Raw genomic sequence first — 20,021 nt, 5'->3', positions numbered from 1 at the left:
GTGCGCCAGACCCTAAACCTTATGCCATAAACCTTAAACCTTATGTTCAAATTAAATCTAAAAATCGCCTTACGCAACCTATGGAAACACAAAGGCTTTACATTAATCAATGTTGGTGGCCTGGCTATTGGTATGGCTTGTTGCTTAATGTTATTGCTGTATGTCAATTACGAATGGAGTTTCGATAAACAATATAAAAATGCCGATGATGTTTATTTCGCAACTTTAAACCTGAAATATAACGGCAAGTTAGCTACAACCATGGCGGTGCCAAATAAGTTGGCCAATGCTGCCATGATTGAACTTCCGGGTATTAAAAATGCTGCACGCATCACCATGCCTGGCAACACCAGGCTTTACAGCCATGATCAGAATCATTTTAAACTGGAAGCATTAAGTGCGGATCCAAGTTTCTTGCAAATCCTTGGTCAGAAATTTATTTATGGTAATCCAGAAACAGCATTGGCCGAACCGAATAATGTATTGATCAATACCTCTACAGCTAAGAAGTTGTTTGGCAATCAAAATCCGCTGGGCCAGCTTATTACTTACGACAATAAAATCAGTTTGAAGGTAAGTGCAGTAATTGAAGACCTGCCTAAAAACCAGACCATTCAGTTTGATGTTTTACAGCCCTGGACATTTTATGAACAGGAAAATCCGGGCGAGAGAGAAAACGGATGGGGCGCTATCACCTGTTTAACTTTATTCCAGCTAAAAGATAATGCCGATTTAACCGCTACTAACACAGCCATTAAAAACTTTATCGTGAATAAAGAAGCTGATCTGAAAGAAATGACATACCAGCTTTTTCTTTTTCCTTTGGCTAAATTCCATTTGTACGATCATTTTGAGAACGGAAAATCGGCTGGAGGTAAAATAGATCAATTGCGTCTATTTGTTTTTCTGGCCATTTGCGTATTGCTTATTGCCTGCATCAATTACATGAACCTCTCTACGGCAAAATCAGAAAAAAGGGCCAGGGAAGTTGGTGTGCGGAAAGCTTTGGGGTCCACCCGAAATACCATTATGGGACAATTTATGATCGAATCGTTATTATTGTCAGTTGTAGCGATGGCCATTGCTTTCATTACGCTCGAACTTTCCTTGCCCTATTTTAATAACCTGCTTAATATTTCCATTAAGATTGATTACAGTTCTTACCCGTTTTGGGTACTGTTACTGTCAATGATATTGATTACGGGCTTACTTGCCGGAAGCTACCCGGCATTTTACCTTTCTTCTTTTATTCCGGTAAAAGTGCTTAAAGGTTTTAAAGGTTCAACAGGTTCATTTTCTATCCGCAAAACATTGGTGGTATTACAGTTTAGTCTTTCCATCTGCATGATTATATCTGCCATAGTAATTTATAAGCAGATGCAGTACATGCGGGATAAACCGCTTGGATTTGATGTTGCTGCACTTGCGCAAATAGATTTGGAAGGTATGTTAACAAATCCAAGTAAACTGGAAGTTTTCAAGGACGAGCTTAAACGTGCTGGTGCAATTGAATCAGCTACAGAATATGCCAGTTCATTTACGCGTAGTGGAAACATTACAAGCGATATTTCATGGCCTGATAAACCCAAAAATGATGTTTCGATCATCAGTTATAGAAGTACCGGTTTTAACTTTGCCAATACAGCAGGTATTAAAATTGTTGCAGGAAGAGACTTCGCACCGCAATTTCCTGCAGATACAGCGACTTCTTTATTATTAAATCAGGAAGCTGTAAAGGTAATGAAATTGAAAAATCCTGTTGGAACCGTTATTACATGGGCTGGTAATCCACCGCTAAAAGTGGTCGGAGTTGTACAGGATTTCTTTAACGAATCTTTAGGAGCCAGAGTTTCACCAACCGTTTATTATTATAATGCGAAAAAAAGCGAGACACTGTTGCTTAGGCTAAATACCAGGCAGTCGTTAACAGCGTCGCTTGAAACTATTAAACAGGTCAGTCAACGTTTAAATCCGGCATATCCAATAGAAATAAGATTGGTAAGCGACGGCATGGCTGAAAAAATAAAAAGCGAAAAGCTTTTAAGTGTACTTTCTAATATCTTTGGAGGCTTCGCTATTTTTATATCGTGCCTTGGCTTATTAGGGCTGGCGCTTTATATGGCCGAACAGCGCAGCAAAGAAATCAGCATCCGCAAGGTATTAGGTGCTAACCTTTCCGATATTTTAATCCTGCTGAACAAAGATTTTATGAAGTTGGTGGTTATTGCCAATCTGATTGCCATTCCGGTGGCTTACATCCTCGTGGCTAAATGGCTGGAAAAGTATGATTATAAAATTTCGATAAACCCATGGCCTTTTTTGCTGGCACTTTTAACATCGATACTGATTGCTTTGATTACAGTTAGCCTGCAAACGTTTAAAGTTGCCAAAGCCAATGCTGTTGATGCACTTAAATACGAATGAGGCAGAAGGTTTGGAGGTTGAGGGCGTAAGGTAAAAGCGCCCAGACCTTAAACCCTACACCCTAAACCTTAAACCATATGTTCAAACTCAACCTCAAAATCGCCTGGCGAAACCTCTGGAAAAACAAAGGTTATACGCTGATCAATATTCTTGGCTTATCTATAGGGATGGCAAGCTGTATCCTGATTTTCATTTTTATCCGTTTTCAGCTCAGTTTCGATGAAGGTTATAAAAATGAGGATCGGATTTATCGGGTAGTTACCGACTGGAAATATAGCGCCTACGAAGATTTTTCTTCAGGAGTACCCGTACCTTTTGCTGCAGCCGCCAGGAATGAAATTGCAGGATTTGAAAAAGTGGGTTCAATTGTAAAAAGAAATGCCTTTCTACAGATAAACGATGCCAGCGGAAAAGAGAAAATGAAAAGTCAGGAGGCTGTATATTATGCGCAACCCGATTTTTTTAATGTCTTAAGTGATATTAGGTGGATCTACAGTGCGCCGGAACTGGCCCTGGCAGAACCCAATACTGTGGTGCTGTCAGCCCAATATGCTAAAAAGTTTTTTGGTAGCGTGAAAGAAGCGATTGGAAATAATATCAGGCTTGGCGAAAAAATTACCCTGAAAGTAGCTGGCATTATTCAGGATATGCCTCAGAACAGTAGTTTCCCTTTAAAAATTGTAATTAGTTACGAAACCTACAAAGGTCGGTTTAATAGTAACTGGGATTCAGTCAACTCCGCCTTTTGTAGTTATGTGCTGCTAAAAGAAGGTCTTAAAGCTGAAGATTTGCAACAATCAATAGCCAACTTTAATAAGAAATATTATCCTGTTAATAAAATAGCCGGTAATCAAGAAAATAAATTACAGTTATTAAGAGCTATTCATTTCAGCGATAAATACGATAATTTTGCAAACAGTTCCATCAACAGAAGCCAGATTTACGGGCTGGCTATAATTGGTTTGTTCCTGATCATTACTGCCTGTATTAATTTCATTAATTTAAGTACTGCACAATCAGTAACCCGATCAAAAGAGGTTGGGGTTCGTAAAGTAATGGGCAGCAAACGCAGCCAACTGATCTATCAGTTCTTAACCGAAACTTTTGTAGTCAGTTTAGCCGCCTTACTTATTGCATGTGTAGTTACTGAACTCGCCATACCGACCATGCAGCATCTTTTCAGGGGCAGGATCGAATTCAGCCTTTTTGGTCATCCATCAATTTTTTCATTCATGGCCATACTGGTTATATTCATTTCTTTTCTTGCTGGCTTTTATCCGGCACTTGTTATTTCCGGTTTTAAACCTGCACTGGCCATAAAAAATAAAATTGCCTTGAATAAGGGAGGGTTAAGCCTTCGAAAAATTTTAGTGGTAGCTCAATTTGCAATTACAGTAACACTTATTGTCGGAACTTTGGTAGTGATCAGGCAGATGGAATACGTGCAGCAAAAATCGCTGGGATTCAATCCCAGTGCTGTAGCTATGGTTGGTATCCCTAATGACAGTATAAGTAAAATCAAATACAACACTTTTAAAGAGCGGATAAGCAAACTTTCGGGTGTTAACAACATCAGTTTTTGCCAGTCGCCGCCATTATCCAGTAATATTAACTCCAGCGATTTTACCTATAATGGTGTCAAAAACAAAGATTTCGAATTAAGGAATATTCGGGCAGATGAAAATTTCTTCAAGGTTTTTGATTTAAAATTAATTGCCGGAAAATTATATCGTAAGAGTGATACCGCAAATGGCTGTGTGGTTAACGAAACCTTTTTAAAGAAAATGTCAATTACTAATCCTCAGGAGGCTATTGGAAAAGTGATTGTTACGAGCGGAAATACCGTGCCGATTGTGGGTGTGGTAAAAGATTTTAACGACCAATCATTACGCGAGCAGATTTCGGCAATTGCCATTTTTCCCGGAAAAAATGAGTATTGGAATGTGGCGGTTAAAATAGACAGCAAACAAATTGCTGCTACAATGAAAGAGATTGATGAAATATGGAACAGTACTTTTCCTAATGGGGTTTTTGATTCAGCTTTTGTAAATGAAACTATTAACGGTTATTATGAAAGCGAACAGATTATGGGGGTGTTGTTTAAAATATTTGCCGGTGTGATTATTTTCATTTCATTTATCGGTTTATTCGGATTAATTTCATTTGTGGCCACACAAAGGACCAAAGAAGTTGCTATCCGCAAAGTTCTTGGAGCTTCAACGCTTGAGCTCGTAAAAATGCTGAATGGGTCTTTCCTTGTTATGGTCTTCGTTGCCAACATTGTGGCATGGCCCGTGGCTTACCTTTTTGTTTCGAAATGGTTAGCCGGTTTTGCCTATCGAATTGATATCAGTATCTGGCCATTTACATTGGCTATGGCCATATCAATGGCAATTACACTGGTTACGGTTAGTGTTCGCTCATATAAAGCGGCCTCGGCAAATACCATTGATGCACTTAAATATGAATAATAACCTGCGGTAAGCGCTTAGCGTACAGCGTAATTTTCCCGCTCATCGCTAAACGCCATACCCTAAACCTTAAAAAGATGTTTAAACTTAACCTTAAAATCGCTTTACGAAACCTTTGGAAAAACAAGGTATATGCCGCTATCAATATCGTCGGACTGGCACTTGGTTTAACTGCTTTTGTGCTTATGATTTTATATATTAATCATGAAGAGAGTTACGATAAATGGTCTCCCGAATTAAAAAATGTTTATCAAATCAGAGAAAAACATGATTTTTTTACCCCTGATAATAAGGAACACTGGAATGAGGTTTCAAATAGCCGCATCGCAAATTTGATCAGGACGAAATTGCCACAGGCAGTTGCAGTGACTAAAGTAGATAACGACTGGAGTTTTGGCAGTGGTTATTCGGTTAAAACAGACAACGCCGATCCGGTTATGGTGAATAAGATCAAAGATTCGGATAGCAGCTTTTTTAAGGTTTTCGATTATCAGTTTGTTCAGGGCAGTGCCGATAAAGCGCTTGAAAACAAGAACACGATCGTTTTAAAAGAAAGCCTTGCCTTAAAGCTTTTCGGCACAACAAAAGCTTTGGGTAAAACAATAAAAATTATCCGCTGGAGGGACGATAAAGGCAATGTATTAACGGTTACCGGAATAATCAGTGAGCCTAAAACGCCACAAAGTGTTCATTTTAGTGCCATTATGAGAACCGGAACTAAAGATAAAGACCCTGATGAACCGACCAATAACAATTATTGCCTGATGTTCATTAAACTGAATAAAGCCAGCGATACGTTGGTATTGAACCAGACTTTACAGAAATTATATGTCGATTTCAGGAAAAACTTATTGAAAGGACAGGAGGAGGATTATGAAGATATGCAAAAACCTAAAAAGTTGCCGGGCTTAAAAGTCATCCCGTTAGCAACTGTGCATTCCAATCCGCCGTATACCCTGAGCTGGTTCGAAAAGTTAAAACCTGTAATGGCCATATCGGCATTTTTACTCCTGGTTTCCATCATTAATTTTATCAATCTGGCCACGGCACAATCTGTTCAGCGGGCCAAGGAAGTAGGGGTAAAAAAGGTACTGGGTTCTTATAAAAGCCAATTGACCACTCAGTTTTTGGTTGAATCGGGGTTGCAGAGCCTGATTTCGCTTTTTCTCTGTATTGTTTTAATTGAAATGGTTTTGCCAGCTTTTAACCAGCAGTTTAATGTGGCTTTAAGTTTTTGGCACAATGCCAGGTTATTGGTCCTGATTGCTCAGCTGGTAGGACTGTTTGTGTTTGTAACCTTGCTTGCCGGTTTATACCCGGCCTGGGTTTTATCTAATTATAATCCTGTAGCTGTTTTAAAAGGCAATTACGAAAACGGTTTGCGAGGCGTAGTTCTTCGTAACGTATTGGTTATCTTTCAGTTTGTCATTTCGGTGACGTTTATCATATCCATTGGTGTAATGGAAATGCAGTCCCGGTTTATGAGTAGCAAGGATTTAGGCTTTGAAAGAGGAAATCTGATCAATATTAAAACCAGTTATGAAGACAAATTTGCCGATAGGCTGAAGAAAATACCCGGCATTCAATATGTCGCAACTACTACGCAGGTGTTGGGAAATAGTTTTAATGTGCCTGAAGAAATTAAATACAAGGGTAAACCCATAAAGTTAAATACCGTTACCGTTACGATGGACGCTCTGCCGGCGCTTGGTGTGAAAGTATTGCAAGGCCGGATTTTTTCCCGGGAATATAAAAGCGATACGGTTAATACTGTAGTTTTAAACGAAGCAGCGGCAAATTTATTCGGAAAAAATTTAATCGGGCAGACCTATCAAAAAACTGATTGGGAAGGGAAGAACAATGTTTTTCAGGTGGTTGGCATTATTAAAAACTATCATAACGAAGGCTTTGATAAAGCAGTTTTGCCAACGGTTTATAAGGTAACCAGACTTGGAGGTACTTCAAATACAAACAATTTACTGGTTCGTTTCAATACGGCGCGACCTAAAGAGATCATCGGCAAAATTGAAAAGGAGTGGAGAATGCTGTATCCGAACTTTCCGATAGAGTACTATTCTATGGATGATGCTTTTTCAAAAAGCCTGGAAGAAAACAGGCGGTTTATGAACATGATTATCCTGTTCAGCCTGGTTTCTGTTTCCCTTTCATTGCTTGGTTTATTTGCGCTTTCTACATTTGTGACTAAGCGGAAGACCAAGGAGATTGCAGTAAGGAAAGTGCTCGGTGCATCAAATATCCAGATTATAAGTTTGCTTAACAAATCGTTTTTAATTCTGGTTATCGTGGCCAACCTAGTGAGCTGGCCTATCGCCTACATCATTATAAAACAATGGCTCGAAGGCTTTGCTTACCGCATAGACGTACCCTTTATGCCTTTTGCTGCTGCTACATTAATTTCTGTAATTATAGCCATCCTTACGGTGAGTATACAGGCAAGAAAGGCCGCTGTGACTGATCCGGTGAATGCACTTAAATATGAATAACGGCGAGAAGGCAGAAGTTTTTTAGGTAGAAGGCGAAATTGTCCAAAACCTTCAAACCTTTAACCTTTTAACCCTCAACCTTAAAAAATATGATACAACTTACCAATATCGAAAAGTACTACGCCAGCAAAGGCGTTAAAAATTATGTATTACGCCTGGTCACCACTACCATAAATCAAGGCGAATTTGTTTCCATCATGGGGCCATCCGGTGCCGGAAAATCTACCTTGCTTAACATTATAGGCATGTTAGAAGAGCCCACTTATGGTAATTATTACTTTATGGGCGAAGATGTAACCAGTTTAAATGAACGTAAACGAATTGAGCTTTACCGAAACCATATCGGTTTTGTATTTCAGGCTTACCATTTAATTGACGAAATGACCGTGTACGAAAATATTGAAGCCCCTCTATTATACAAGAAGATAGGCAGCGCCGAGCGAGCCAGCAGGATAGCTGATTTGCTTGACCGTTTTAATATCGTGGCTAAAAAGGATTTGTTTCCCAATCAGTTATCCGGAGGTCAGCAACAGTTAGTGGGCATTGCCAGGGCCTTGGCTGCACAACCCTCTATTATTCTGGCTGATGAGCCAACAGGTAATCTGCAATCGGCGCAGGCAGAAGAAATCATGACGCTGTTTAAAAAGCTGAATGAAGAGGAGGGGATTACCATTATTCAGGTTACCCATTCAGAAAGGAACGCGCAGTATGGAAACCGGATATTACATATTGCCGATGGCGTGGTAAAAGAAGATTTGGCGGTTAAAGCTTAGATATTTCCACCGGTAGTAACCCTTTTTAACTGGGGTTAATTACCTTTGTACTATGCAAAAAACGTTTACCGATCAGATGGGTCGGGAGGTTGCCATTAATTTTCCGCCCAAACGGATTGTTTCTGTAGTGCCTTCGCAAACCGAGCTGTTGTTTGATCTTGGCCTCGATACAGAAATTATCGGATTAACCAAATTTTGTATCCATCCGATAGAGAAGTTTGCAGAACGGACGAAGGTGGGAGGTACCAAAAAACTAAACATCGATCTGATTAAAGATTTAAATCCCGATCTCATTATTGGCAATAAAGAGGAAAATACACAGAATGATATAGAAGAACTGGCCGAATATTTTCCGGTATGGATGAGTGATATCTTAACCTTAGATGATGCCATGAAGACCATAGCGCAGATCGGGGAGCTGGTAAACCGACAGCCGGAAGCCAGCTACCTCAATCACCTGATATCAGCTGGATTTAATGACCTGAAAACACTTGCGCTTCAAAATCAAATTGATAAGAAGGTAGCCTATCTCATCTGGCGAAAACCTTATATGGCCGCTGGAAAAAATACTTTTATTGATGATGTTTTGACAACCAACGGGATGGCCAACATTATCGCTCAGGAACGCTACCCGGAAATAACACTGGAGGAGCTGAAAATTTCGAACTGCGAACTTATCCTGCTTTCATCAGAGCCTTATCCTTTTAACGAAAGACACATCGAAGAAATCCAGGCAGGCATTCCCGATGCTAAAGTGATGTTGGTTGATGGGGAAATGTTCAGTTGGTATGGTAGCAGGCTGGTTAAAGCTGTTCAGTATTTTTTCGAATTCCAAAAACAACTTGATGGTGCATAGCGTTTTAATTTTCTAAATTGTAGCATAAAATTAAATTTTACCGTTTAAGTCATCATGAAGAAAATATTAGGATTAGCCCTGTTTATTGCGGTAATTTCAGGCTGTAGCTCCATCAAAGATACAAAAGATACCACCTCGGTTACTGCTAGCGGAACTATTCAAAAACTGGGAATGAGTACTTTTCAATATGGTACACATTTATTAAAAGCCGGTAATAAAACTTACGCTTTAAAAAGTGCAACCGTAAACCTGGATACTTATTTGGATAAAAAGGTTACGGTTAAAGGGAAAAAAGTGGAGGGTTATCCTATTGACGGTGGACCGGAACTGGTTGATGTAACACTGGTGAAATTATAGATAATTTGAAAATGTGACTTGATTAGCAAGTTGTGTTTTTTTTAAGGTCTCTCAGGCAATGTGAATAAATTTTTATAAGTGATAAAAATTTGATTATTCAATTAAGTTTCTATCTTTGCAATCCTTAAAACATCCTATCTGCGGAAGTGGCGTAATTGGTAGCCGCACCAGACTTAGGATCTGGCGCTTCACGGCGTGGGGGTTCGAGTCCCTTCTTCCGCACGATATATAAACCGTTCTGATAACCCAGGACGGTTTTTTTATGACGTTAAGGATTGATGATGATGACCTGGTTTGCAAATCTGATCATTGATCTTATCTGCCCGTTACCATCGGCTGAAACAAATTTTTATAAACAATTACCATGCATGACCGGGAGTGAAAGAAACATGAAATGGAGATCGGTGAGGGCACTAAACCTCTGGTTTCATGCATTTAAACTAGGTCAGCAAGACGCCAACCTTTAAATTGAAAGTTTTGCATGCCATCCCCTCGGGACGATTCCCCGGTAGCCAATTGGCGTTTTGTTCCGTGGGAACGTATGGTATGTTTTGATATTCTCATTCCAGACAAAAAGTTGATGTGGCATCAACCTTTAGAAAAAGACCGTCCCCTCGGGACGATTCCTCGGTAGCCAATTGCCAATTGGCGTTTCGTTCCGTAGGAAAGTTTGATATTTTTTCATATTCTCATTCCAGATAAAAAGTTGATGTGGCACCAACCTTTAGAAAAAGACCGTCCCCTTGCGACGACTCCTCGGTAGCCAATTGCCAATTGGCGTTTCGTTCCGTAGGAACGTTTGGTATTTTTTCATATTCTCATTCTAGACAAAAAGTTGATGTGGCACCAACCTTTATAATTTTCCTATACGCTGTTGTCTTCACATGCTGAAAATATCATAAACAAAAGGACAAGGCTTGTTGAAGCAGATTCATACTCTTAAAAAAGACTTCTGGTTATAAAATTTTCTCTCTAAAAATTAATGAGTTAGCATTTATTTTAAAGAATATGCACTAAAATATGGGTGATGCCTTTTGATTATTCAATCTTGTTTCTATCTTTGCAGTCCTTATAACATCCTAACTGCGGAAGTGGCGTAATTGGTAGCCGCACCAGACTTAGGATCTGGCGCTTCACGGCGTGGGGGTTCGAGTCCCTTCTTCCGCACAACAAGATAAAGGCCGTTCCGATGTTTACATCGGAACGGTTTTGTTTTTAAAAACATTGATTAATAAAAATTGATGTACTGTGCCGGTTATGGCGATATATGGTTTTTTCTAAAATCTCATATCTCATATCTCCCGTCTAACTGTACATCGTACTATATCTCAGAAAAAATGAATATTACACAGGAAAAAACCGGCAACTTAAATGCTGTTGTAAAAATCAAGATCGCACCTGCTGATTACACTGGAAAGGTAGAGAAAGCCATTAAAGATCAAGCTAAAAAAGCACAATTACCTGGTTTCCGTAAAGGAATGGTTCCTGCTGCCCACATTAAAAAAATGTATGGCAAAAGTATCTTAGTAGAAGAGGTGAACAACTTGTTGAATGATACCTTATCTAACTATATCGCTGAGCAAAAATTAGAGATTTTAGGTCAACCACTTCCTAAAATGGATGATGAACGCGAATTTAAATGGGATAATACAGATGATTTCGAGTTTGATTATGAATTGGGTTTAGCACCTGCTTTTGACGTGAATCTTTCATCTAAAGATAAATTTACCGAATACGTAATTAAAGCTGATCAGGAAACTTTAGAAAGCCGGATCAAAAATATCCGTCGTAGTTACGGTAAAATGACCAATCCTGAAGTTTCAGCTGATGGCGACGTACTTTACGCTGAATTAACCCAGGTAGCTGAAGATGGTACCACTGTTGAAGGCGGCATTACCAGTACCGGAAGTGTTCGTTTAGATCAGATCAAAGATAAAAAAATCCTTAAATCGCTCATTGGTTTAAAGAAAGATGATGAAGTAACCATCGATATCCAAAAAGCATTTGAAGAGGCTGCTGTAATTGCAAAAGTTCTCAATATTACTGAAGAAGAAGCCGGAGCTTTGCAAGGAAGCTTTAAACTTCATGTCAAAAATGTTAATCGTTTAGAGGAATCTGACTTAAACCAGGAGTTTTTTGATAAATTATTTGGTGAGGGTACGGTAACTGACGAAGCTGGTTTCAGGGCAAAAATTACCGAAGAAGTAGAAAGCATGTTTAAACAAGATGCAGAACGTAAATTATCTAACGATATTTATGAAGCATTATTAGCTAAACACACTTTTGAATTGCCTGACGAATTTTTACGTCGTTGGTTAAAAGCCACAAATGAAAAATTAACAGACGAAGAATTGGCTGAAGGTTATGATGATTTCGCTAAAAACCTGAAATGGACTTTGATCGAAAACAAGATTATCAAAGATAACAGTATTGAAATCAAATATGAGGATGTAGTTCAGGCAGCTAAAGCTAAATTGGATGCACAATTCAGAATGTATAGCCCAAGCCCGCTTCCTGAAGATCAATTGGCACAATATGCTGTTCAATTTTTACAGGAAAAAGAAAATGCAAACCGTGTTTTCGAAGAAGTAAAAGCATTAAAAACTTTCGAACAAATCAAATCTGTTGTGACTTTGGAGCAAAAAGATATTGATTATGATAAGTTTGTGGCGCTAGTGGAGAAAAAGTAAAAGCGGCTAGCGTGTGGCGCTAAGCGTTTAGCAAAGTGCCTAAGCTGTTTTGTAAATGATTGTGCTATTGCTATATTTAGTTATGGCACAATTTAAATTTCAATCGCTTGAAGTTTGGCAGTTATCAATCGAGTTAACTGATAAATTACTAGATATTGCTGACCGATTGTCAGTTGATAAAAAATACAGATTTGCAGAGCAGCTCAATGGGGCTGCTCTTAGCATATCCAATAATATCGCTGAGGGGTCAGGTTCGGTTTCCAATAAGGAATTCGCTCATTATCTGAATATTGCACATCGTTCTACGTTTGAGAATACAAATATTTTAGTAGTTTTAGAACGGAGAAAATATATTTCTGACACAGAGTTGAATGATTATCTGGAAGAATTAGATAAATTGGCACGGAAATTAACCAACTTCAGGAAATATTTATTAAAATAAATAGTGTTTTTGGAAGGCTTAACGCTCACCGCAAAACGCCAAACTCTATAATCATGAACATAGACTCACAAGAATTCAGAAAATTTGCCGTTAAACATCAGGGAATTGGCGGCTTACACGTAGATAAATTTATTGCACAGGCTAATCTGAACCCTCAGAACATGACGCCATACATTATTGAAGAGCGTCAGTTAAATGTGGCTCAGATGGATGTTTTTTCAAGGTTAATGATGGACCGTATCATCTTTTTAGGTGATGCAATTTATGATCAGAATGCAAATATCATTCAGGCTCAGTTATTATTTTTACAATCAACAGATGCTGATAGGGATATTCAGATTTACATTAACTCTCCAGGCGGGTCTGTGTATGCAGGCTTAGGTATTTATGATACCATGCAATATATTCAGCCGGATGTAGCTACCATCTGTACAGGTATGGCGGCATCAATGGGTGCTGTTTTATTGGTGGCGGGTGCTAAAGGTAAACGTGCTGCGTTACCGCACTCCAGAGTAATGATTCACCAGCCATCAGGCGGTGCGCAAGGTGTAGCATCTGATATGGAGATCAACTTAAGAGAGATGCTGAAATTGAAAAAAGAATTATACGATATTATTTCTGAGCACTCTGGCCAGGCATATGATTGGGTAGAGAAAGCTTCAGACCGCGATTACTGGATGACAGCTGAAGAGGCTAAAGGATTTGGTATGGTTGATGAAGTATTATCGAGAAACGCAAAAAAAGATGGCGAAACAAAATAAAGAATCTCGTTGCTCATTCTGCCATTCTGGCAAGCATGAAACATTAATGTTGATTGAAGGCATGGATGCATTTATCTGCGATAAATGTGTTACCCAGGCCAATCAGTTGCTTGCACAGGAATTAGGCACTAAAGGCACAAAAAATATTCAGGAGGCCATCAACTTATTGAAGCCTCTTGAAATTAAACAACATCTGGATCAGTATGTTATTGGTCAGGATGATGCAAAAAAGGTACTCTCTGTTGCGGTTTATAACCACTATAAGCGTTTAAATCAAAAGGTTGATAAAGACGAGATTGAGATTGAGAAATCCAATATCATGCTGGTGGGCGAAACGGGTACAGGAAAGACCTTGTTGGCTAAAACCATCGCTAAAATTTTGCATGTACCATTTTGTATCTGCGATGCTACGGTTTTAACTGAAGCAGGTTATGTTGGTGAAGATGTGGAAAGTATTTTGACCCGGTTACTGCAGGCTGCCGATTATGATGTAACTGCTGCCGAACGCGGTATCGTGTACATCGATGAGGTAGATAAGGTAGCACGTAAAAGCGATAATCCTTCCATTACACGCGATGTATCAGGCGAGGGTGTTCAACAGGCCTTACTGAAAATCCTGGAAGGTACGGTCGTAAACGTTCCACCTCAGGGCGGACGCAAGCACCCCGATCAGAAAATGATCCCGGTAAATACCAATAATATTCTTTTTATCTGTGGGGGTGCATTTGATGGGATTGAACGGAAAATTGCCAACCGGTTACGTACACAGGCAGTAGGTTACAAAGTAAAGAAAGATGAGATGGTATTGGATCTTAAAAATCTTTATAAGTATATTACCCCTCAGGATTTAAAATCATTTGGGTTAATTCCGGAATTAATTGGTCGTATACCGGTTCTTTCACATTTAAATCCATTGGATAAAGCGTCGTTAAGGAATATTTTAACAGCGCCTAAAAACTCATTGATCAAACAGTATGTGAAGCTTTTTGCTTACGAAGATGTGAAGTTGGTTTTTGACGATGAAGTTTTGGATTTTATTGTGGATAAAGCAATGGAATATAAATTAGGGGCCCGTGGTTTAAGGTCGATCTGTGAAGCAATTATGCTGGATGCGATGTTTGATACACCGACACAGGCTGACGTAAAGGAGTTGCACATCAATCTCGATTACGCGATAGAGAAATTTGAAAAGGCCGACTTTAAAAAGCTGCAGGCCGCATAAAGTTCAAATCCTCTCGCGAAAGCTGGAGGATTTTTTGTATTACACTTAGCGCATGGCGCATAGCGCTAAACTAATTATTATGAACGAAGAAAAAGACGTAAAAAAAGACGAGGAAATTGTTGAGAAATCGAAAAAAGTAAAAGAAGTAGAAAGTCCGGTTAAATCAGGCCTAAAGTCAAAAGATGAAATTGTTAAAAACTGGTTGCCACGTTATACTGGCAGGCCGTTAGATCAATTCGGCGATTATATCCTGCTGACCAATTTCAGTAAATATGTAAGCATGTTTTCGGAGTGGAACGATCATGCTCCGATTATGGGTTTAGATAAGCCGATGCAAAGTGTCACCGCAAACGGTATTACGATTATCAACTTTGGTATGGGAAGCCCGCTGGCAGCTACCATGATGGACTTACTAACGGCCATTAAGCCTAAAGCTGTATTGTTTTTAGGTAAATGCGGCGGTTTAAAAAAGAAAAACCAATTGGGTGATTTAATTTTACCTATTGCAGCTATTAGGGGAGAAGGTACCTCAAATGATTATCTGCCTGCAGAAGTACCGGCCTTGCCAGCCTTCGCCCTGCAGAAGGCCATTTCTACAACTATACGTGATCATGGTCGGGATTATTGGACAGGAACCTGTTATACCACCAACCGTAGGGTTTGGGAACACGATAAAGAATTTAAAAAGTATTTGAAAACTTTACGCGCAATGGCAGTAGACATGGAAACGGCAACTATTTTTACCACGGCCTTTGCGAATAAAATCCCTGCTGGTGCTTTGCTTTTGGTTTCCGATCAACCGATGATTCCTGAAGGCGTTAAAACTGCAGAAAGTGATAGTACCGTAACCGAAAGATATGTGGAAACGCATTTGCGTATCGGTATCGATTCATTAAAGCAATTGATCAATAACGGACTAACGGTTAAACATCTGTTGTTTTAAATACAAAAACGTTATCCTGTAATGATCGTCACTCTAAACTTCCGCCCGGCCGGTCACACGGGTGTTTAAGGGGCTTTAGTATATTTTGAGGCTGGGAGTAGCTATCTGATCAGATCACGCATTGATTTTTGGTTAATCATCCTGAACTTCCGCCCGGCCGGGCGGACGGGTGTTTCAGGATTTTTTAACTTCAGTTATTAAACGATAATCTGATGAGATCAATCCAATAGCCGGCTATCGAATCAGCATCACCCAGTCTTTAGATTTAAGGCGTAAATTCAGGTAAGTACTGGTATAATACCAAATCATCCTCATTCCTGATGTTATAATTACAGCCATTATGAAGCAGTACAATTCTATCAGAAACATCTAAAATAGATTGGTAAAAATGATCCGTAATGATGAAGCCTTTATGGGCTTTAAATAGCTGGATATGGCTTTTAATTTCTTCAACCAGCAAGGGTGAGAGCTGTGAAAATGGCTCGTCTAGTAGTATATAATCTGCATCACTATAAATCATGAGCAGGCATTCTAAAAATCTGCATTCGCCGCCTGATAAATCGTAGAACTTTGATTTTAAATTTTTAGCAACAAATTCAATCTGATGCAATTCGGCGAAGTGTTTCTTGCAAAAAAGATTGATTGCCTGCAGAACGTTAATCTGATCCGGGATAAACCTATCTTGCGGCAGGTAGGAGAGGTTTTTTGATAAATAGCCTTTGCTGTAAACCTTGTTATTTATATTCAGGTATTTAAATTTGGCTCTTACACTTCCAAAAATGATTTTTAGCAGCGTAGATTTACCCGAACCATTTCTGCCCAGCAAGCCAACTACTTCTCCAATATTGCAATTGAGATAAACGCTGCTTAATACTGCCCTGTCTGCAAAAGATTGATTAACACTGTCGATAAAAAGTCTCTGCATATGAATGATATAAGTAAGATTACGATTAAAAAGATTAAATCATATAAAACTAAGTTTGCAATGATTTTTTTAAGTCCTATACCTTGATTTTTGAAAAAGTAGGCGGTAGATTGGTAAAACATATAATATATGCCTATAGAAGATGACCAGCCGATAAGTTTGATGAAAATGGATAAAGAATAAATTCCAGGTTGCCGGAATCCATTTAAAAGGAAGAATACCGCAGTTAAAAGACTAATTAGTATATTCCATAAAAAAATGGGTCTGTATATAATTATAGATTTTTTGAGTAAAGCAACCGACATGATTTAAAGATATAAAATCATAACGATAAATTTAGTTACTGCAATAAGAAGATTAGTAGTCTGTAATCGATATTTCCATTATAAAGGAGAAACCTAATAAACAAAAAAAGACCGGCTTTAACCGGTCTTTTTGTATCTGTTTGAATCTGATTTATTATCCTAAATAAGATTTTAATATTTTACTTCTTGACGTATGACGTAAACGTTGCAGCGCCTTATCTTTAATCTGGCGAACACGTTCACGTGTTAAGTTGAATTTCTCCCCAATCTCCTCTAACGAAAGTGGGTGGTTAGAACCCAAACCGAAGAATAAAACGATAATTTCTCTTTCCCTTTCGGTCAAAGTAGATAAAGAACGTTTAATCTCTTCAGATAAAGATTCGTTGATCAGTGAGCTATCTGTATTGGGCTCGTGATTTTCCAATACATCCAATAAAGTATTCTCTTCACCTTGTACAAAAGGAGCATCCATGGATACGTGGCGGCCTGAATTACTTAAAGTATCTGAAATCTTATCAACCGTAGTTTCTAAAATATCTGCTAATTCTTCCGGAGAAGGTTCACGTTCGTATTCCTGCTCTAACTTAGAAAAAGCTTTGCTGATTTTACTTAGGGAACCTACCTGGTTTAACGGCAAACGCACGATACGACTTTGCTCGGCAATAGCTTGCAAAATAGATTGACGGATCCACCAAACCGCATAAGAAATAAATTTGAAACCTTTAGTCTCATCAAAGCGTTTTGCAGCTTTAATTAAACCTAAGTTGCCCTCGTTAATTAAGTCGCCTAAAGTTAAACCTTGATTTTGATACTGTTTTGCAACAGACACAACGAAACGTAAGTTGGTTTTGGTTAACCGCTCTAATGCAGCCTGATCACCCTCACGAATCTTTCTTGCTAAAATTACTTCCTCTTCTGCTGTTATTAAATCTACTTTACCAATTTCGTGCAGATATTTGTCTAATGACTGACTTTCACGGTTGGTAATGGATTGCGTTATCTTGAGTTGTCTCATTTATACGTTTTGTGTGCTCTTTAATTATTGAAGTGTGCAAAGTTACGAAATTTGTATGGCAATCCGAAAGGATAAAATGCTGAAAATGTTATCGTTTGCACATGTTTTTTATGCTTTTACTTATAACAAAAATCATTCCAAGAAAGTTTTCGATCTATTTTGTTTGATACATCCTGATATAGCTGCTTTATAATATTTATTTATTGTAATTCAATAAATTTATTTTGATTTGTAATAAATATTTTTTTATGTTTGTTGAGGAATTAATTGAATAAATATGACGTTTCTTAAATTTCTTTTTTTTAAAGCTAAAACTGCATCTACCATTGACCAGCTGATTTTGAGCTTAAGAATTTTTGTCAGATGGTTAGGTATCAATGCAGTTTTCTACTTCTTGAATTTTTTTAGATACTATGGGATTTAATATTGGAAAGACATTTCACCTCAACTATTTTATGCGTCCTCTTTGTTGTCTATGGCGGTTTTCTATGTTTTGGCAATCCTGATAAGAAATAAAAAATAAAGGAAAAAACGACTCGACCATTTACAGGTCAAATCTTAACACAAACCTTTTAAAATGAAATATAACTATGGAAATTAAAATAAAAAGTAAGCTGATTTTCAAGGTATTACAGGTGCTTTCCTGGGTGATTTTTACTGCACTATGTATTGAAGCAGGCGGAATGTTGGTAAACATGGTTACTACATTGTGTATACATATGCATGGAGTACGCAATTTTTGGGATGGCGCAGATTATTTAGCTCGTGTCTACAAACTCGATCAGGGATATTTTCTTGTTATCTCTACAGTAATTATTATTGTAGCTGTATTAAAAGCCATAATATTCTATTTGATTATACAAGTTTTTACCCAGAAAAAAATCAGTATTACTCAGCCTTTCGGTATAGAATTAAGGCATTTTATTTCAAAAGAAGCTTTTCTAGCGCTAGGGATAGGGTTGTTCACCTATTCAGGCAATAAGTATATCATTTGGTTAGCGGCACACGGAATTGAGACACCCAATCTTCAATCATTAAATCTTGGCGGCGCTGATGTATGGTTTTTTATGTCCATTATACTTTTTGTTATTGTACAGCTGGTAAACAGTGGCATAGAAATTCAGGCAGAAAACGATTTAACGATTTAACCATGAGCAACGCAATAAAAATTCTGAGAAACTCGGCTTACAGCCTGATTTTTTATGCCTTGGTTTCTGTTTTTGCACATTTTATTTATGCTGTTATAGATTTCAACAAAGGTAGTTTAACTATTAATGTGGTCAGGAATGCACCGGTAAGCAAACTAAATATTAAGGGGTTTAATTTTACCAATAGCGGAGTAGGAAAGATACAGTTAAGGCCCAGCCTGAAGCAATCGCTTGCCCTTGAAAATCAAATTTTTGATGATGGTGGTTCAGGAGTTGTTTTTTTTTCTCATTTTAGGTAGCGCCATTTTATTGGCCATCAGGTATAGGCTGATTAATATTGATAGGCTTGAAGAACAGAATATTTATCAGTTATTGGTAATCGTGATGTTTTTATTTTTGGCTATAAGTATCGGAGGCATGACGGTGATGGATGAATATGTTGGTAATTTAACTGGTGGATCATTTAAACATGACCATACACACGGCTTTTCCAGCCTTTATTCAATGGGCTTGATTATACTGGCAAATGCAACTTACCAGTTTATTGTGTACACGAGAAAACTTAAACAAGAAAACGATTTAACCATTTAGGTTAGTTGAAAACATTTCTAACTTTACCGATTCAAAATGCCCATAATTATAAATTTAGATGTGATGCTTGCCCGGCGTAAAATGTCGCTTACTGAATTGAGTGATCGGGTGGGGATCACGATGTCCAATCTGTCTATCCTAAAAACAGGCAAGGCAAAGGCGATCCGTTTAGAAACGTTGGAGGCTATCTGTTCGGTTTTGGATTGCCAGCCTGGTGATATCCTGGAATTCCGCGCTGAGTAAACCTCGGAGGTTTCAAAAAACCTGCGAGGTTTGAATATTCCCAAGAACCAGCTGCCCTGGTTACATAAACCTGATAAAACGGAAAGCCCGGAGCGAAGCATGAGCGAGGACTTGGAGGGATAGCAGGGCTTTCGGAGCCGAAATGTACAGAACCTTGCTTTCCAAAAAAAAAATATTGTCCAACTAAAGCAATTTGGTCAATTGAAATAAAATTAACTGAGTCGAGTTTCGTTTCACCATGAACCGAAACAAAAGTAAATTATTTGCATCCGACACCGGTCCTGCAGACACTCCTGTGATAGAGCGAAATAAAAAAACCTTCCAGTTTAAACTGAAAGGTTTCAAAATATA

At 38.4% G+C, this 20,021-nt stretch carries 17 protein-coding genes and 2 tRNA genes; 17 read left to right on the top strand and 2 right to left on the bottom strand.

The genetic code is table 11. The annotated features are described in order from the left end of the window. The first annotated feature begins 42 nt into the window (after positions 1 to 42). The 13 genes from QZ738_RS00845 to QZ738_RS00785 all read left to right on the top strand — a co-directional run bounded on the left by QZ738_RS00845 (position 43) and on the right by QZ738_RS00785 (position 15,443). Positions 43 to 2,424, top strand: a complete 2,382-nt coding sequence (locus tag QZ738_RS00845; protein WP_293783084.1) for an ABC transporter permease — start codon at positions 43 to 45, stop codon at positions 2,422 to 2,424. Between the two features lie 77 nt (positions 2,425 to 2,501). Then, positions 2,502 to 4,895 (top strand): ABC transporter permease, encoded by a 2,394-nt coding sequence (locus tag QZ738_RS00840; RefSeq protein ID WP_293783081.1) that lies wholly within the window; start codon positions 2,502 to 2,504, stop codon positions 4,893 to 4,895. A gap of 77 nt (positions 4,896 to 4,972) precedes the next feature. Further along, complete coding sequence (locus tag QZ738_RS00835) at positions 4,973 to 7,399, top strand: ABC transporter permease (RefSeq protein ID WP_293783078.1); 2,427 nt, start codon at positions 4,973 to 4,975, stop codon at positions 7,397 to 7,399. Between the two features lie 89 nt (positions 7,400 to 7,488). Further along, positions 7,489 to 8,172 carry an ABC transporter ATP-binding protein gene (locus QZ738_RS00830; RefSeq protein ID WP_293783076.1) on the top strand — a complete coding sequence of 228 codons (684 nt, stop codon included), beginning with the start codon at positions 7,489 to 7,491 and terminating at the stop codon, positions 8,170 to 8,172. 52 nt (positions 8,173 to 8,224) lie between these two features. After that, positions 8,225 to 9,028: a helical backbone metal receptor gene (locus tag QZ738_RS00825; protein ID WP_293783073.1), complete on the top strand. Its 804-nt coding sequence runs from the start codon at positions 8,225 to 8,227 to the stop codon at positions 9,026 to 9,028. 54 nt (positions 9,029 to 9,082) lie between these two features. Next, a complete protein-coding gene (locus tag QZ738_RS00820; protein ID WP_293783070.1) occupies positions 9,083 to 9,385 on the top strand; it encodes a hypothetical protein in 303 nt (100 codons plus the stop codon). Positions 9,386 to 9,525: 140 nt separating this feature from the next. Continuing rightward, positions 9,526 to 9,607, top strand: a tRNA-Leu gene (locus tag QZ738_RS00815). An 863-nt stretch (positions 9,608 to 10,470) separates the two neighbouring features. Further along, positions 10,471 to 10,552: transfer RNA gene (locus tag QZ738_RS00810), tRNA-Leu, on the top strand. A 170-nt stretch (positions 10,553 to 10,722) separates the two neighbouring features. Further along, positions 10,723 to 12,075: a trigger factor gene (gene tig, locus QZ738_RS00805; RefSeq protein ID WP_293783067.1), complete on the top strand. Its 1,353-nt coding sequence runs from the start codon at positions 10,723 to 10,725 to the stop codon at positions 12,073 to 12,075. Positions 12,076 to 12,157: 82 nt separating this feature from the next. Next, on the top strand, positions 12,158 to 12,517 hold the full coding sequence (locus QZ738_RS00800; RefSeq protein WP_293783064.1) for a four helix bundle protein: 360 nt from the start codon (positions 12,158 to 12,160) through the stop codon (positions 12,515 to 12,517). 53 nt (positions 12,518 to 12,570) lie between these two features. Beyond that, positions 12,571 to 13,278: an ATP-dependent Clp endopeptidase proteolytic subunit ClpP gene (gene clpP / locus QZ738_RS00795; protein WP_293783061.1), complete on the top strand. Its 708-nt coding sequence runs from the start codon at positions 12,571 to 12,573 to the stop codon at positions 13,276 to 13,278. Then, entirely contained in the window at positions 13,262 to 14,500 is a 1,239-nt protein-coding gene (gene clpX / locus QZ738_RS00790; RefSeq protein ID WP_293783058.1) for an ATP-dependent Clp protease ATP-binding subunit ClpX, read from the top strand. The genes clpP and clpX overlap by 17 nt, the downstream gene beginning before the upstream one ends. 79 nt (positions 14,501 to 14,579) lie before the next feature. Next, complete coding sequence (locus QZ738_RS00785) at positions 14,580 to 15,443, top strand: AMP nucleosidase (RefSeq protein WP_293783055.1); 864 nt, start codon at positions 14,580 to 14,582, stop codon at positions 15,441 to 15,443. A gap of 265 nt (positions 15,444 to 15,708) precedes the next feature. Here the strand turns inward: QZ738_RS00785 and QZ738_RS00780 are convergent, their stop codons facing one another. Together QZ738_RS00780 and QZ738_RS00775 are read right to left on the bottom strand one after the other, a co-directional pair. Then, on the bottom strand, positions 15,709 to 16,368 hold the full coding sequence (locus tag QZ738_RS00780) for an ATP-binding cassette domain-containing protein (RefSeq protein WP_293783052.1): 660 nt from the start codon (positions 16,366 to 16,368) through the stop codon (positions 15,709 to 15,711). Positions 16,369 to 16,827: 459 nt separating this feature from the next. Further along, on the bottom strand, positions 16,828 to 17,688 hold the full coding sequence (locus QZ738_RS00775; protein ID WP_010601359.1) for an RNA polymerase sigma factor RpoD/SigA: 861 nt from the start codon (positions 17,686 to 17,688) through the stop codon (positions 16,828 to 16,830). Between the two features lie 590 nt (positions 17,689 to 18,278). On the opposite strand from QZ738_RS00775, the gene QZ738_RS00770 reads away from it, so the two are divergent. From QZ738_RS00770 to QZ738_RS00755, 4 genes are read left to right on the top strand one after another with little or no spacing between them, the layout of a single operon-like run. Then, positions 18,279 to 18,836, top strand: a complete 558-nt coding sequence (locus tag QZ738_RS00770; protein ID WP_293783049.1) for a hypothetical protein — start codon at positions 18,279 to 18,281, stop codon at positions 18,834 to 18,836. Positions 18,837 to 18,838: 2 nt separating this feature from the next. After that, on the top strand, positions 18,839 to 19,135 hold the full coding sequence (locus QZ738_RS00765; RefSeq protein WP_293783046.1) for a hypothetical protein: 297 nt from the start codon (positions 18,839 to 18,841) through the stop codon (positions 19,133 to 19,135). Next, positions 19,074 to 19,427 carry a hypothetical protein gene (locus QZ738_RS00760; protein ID WP_293783043.1) on the top strand — a complete coding sequence of 118 codons (354 nt, stop codon included), beginning with the start codon at positions 19,074 to 19,076 and terminating at the stop codon, positions 19,425 to 19,427. The genes QZ738_RS00765 and QZ738_RS00760 overlap by 62 nt, the downstream gene beginning before the upstream one ends. Positions 19,428 to 19,463: 36 nt before the next feature. Next, the gene (locus QZ738_RS00755; RefSeq protein ID WP_293783040.1) at positions 19,464 to 19,670 is read left to right on the top strand and encodes a helix-turn-helix transcriptional regulator; all 207 of its coding nucleotides are present in this window, start codon (positions 19,464 to 19,466) and stop codon (positions 19,668 to 19,670) included. Positions 19,671 to 20,021 lie beyond the last annotated feature (351 nt).

The sequence above is a fragment of the uncultured Pedobacter sp. genome, assembly GCF_913776295.1.
In the GTDB taxonomy this organism is placed as follows: Bacteria; Bacteroidota; Bacteroidia; order Sphingobacteriales; family Sphingobacteriaceae; genus Pedobacter.
This window is presented reverse-complemented; position numbering and strand designations above follow the sequence as displayed.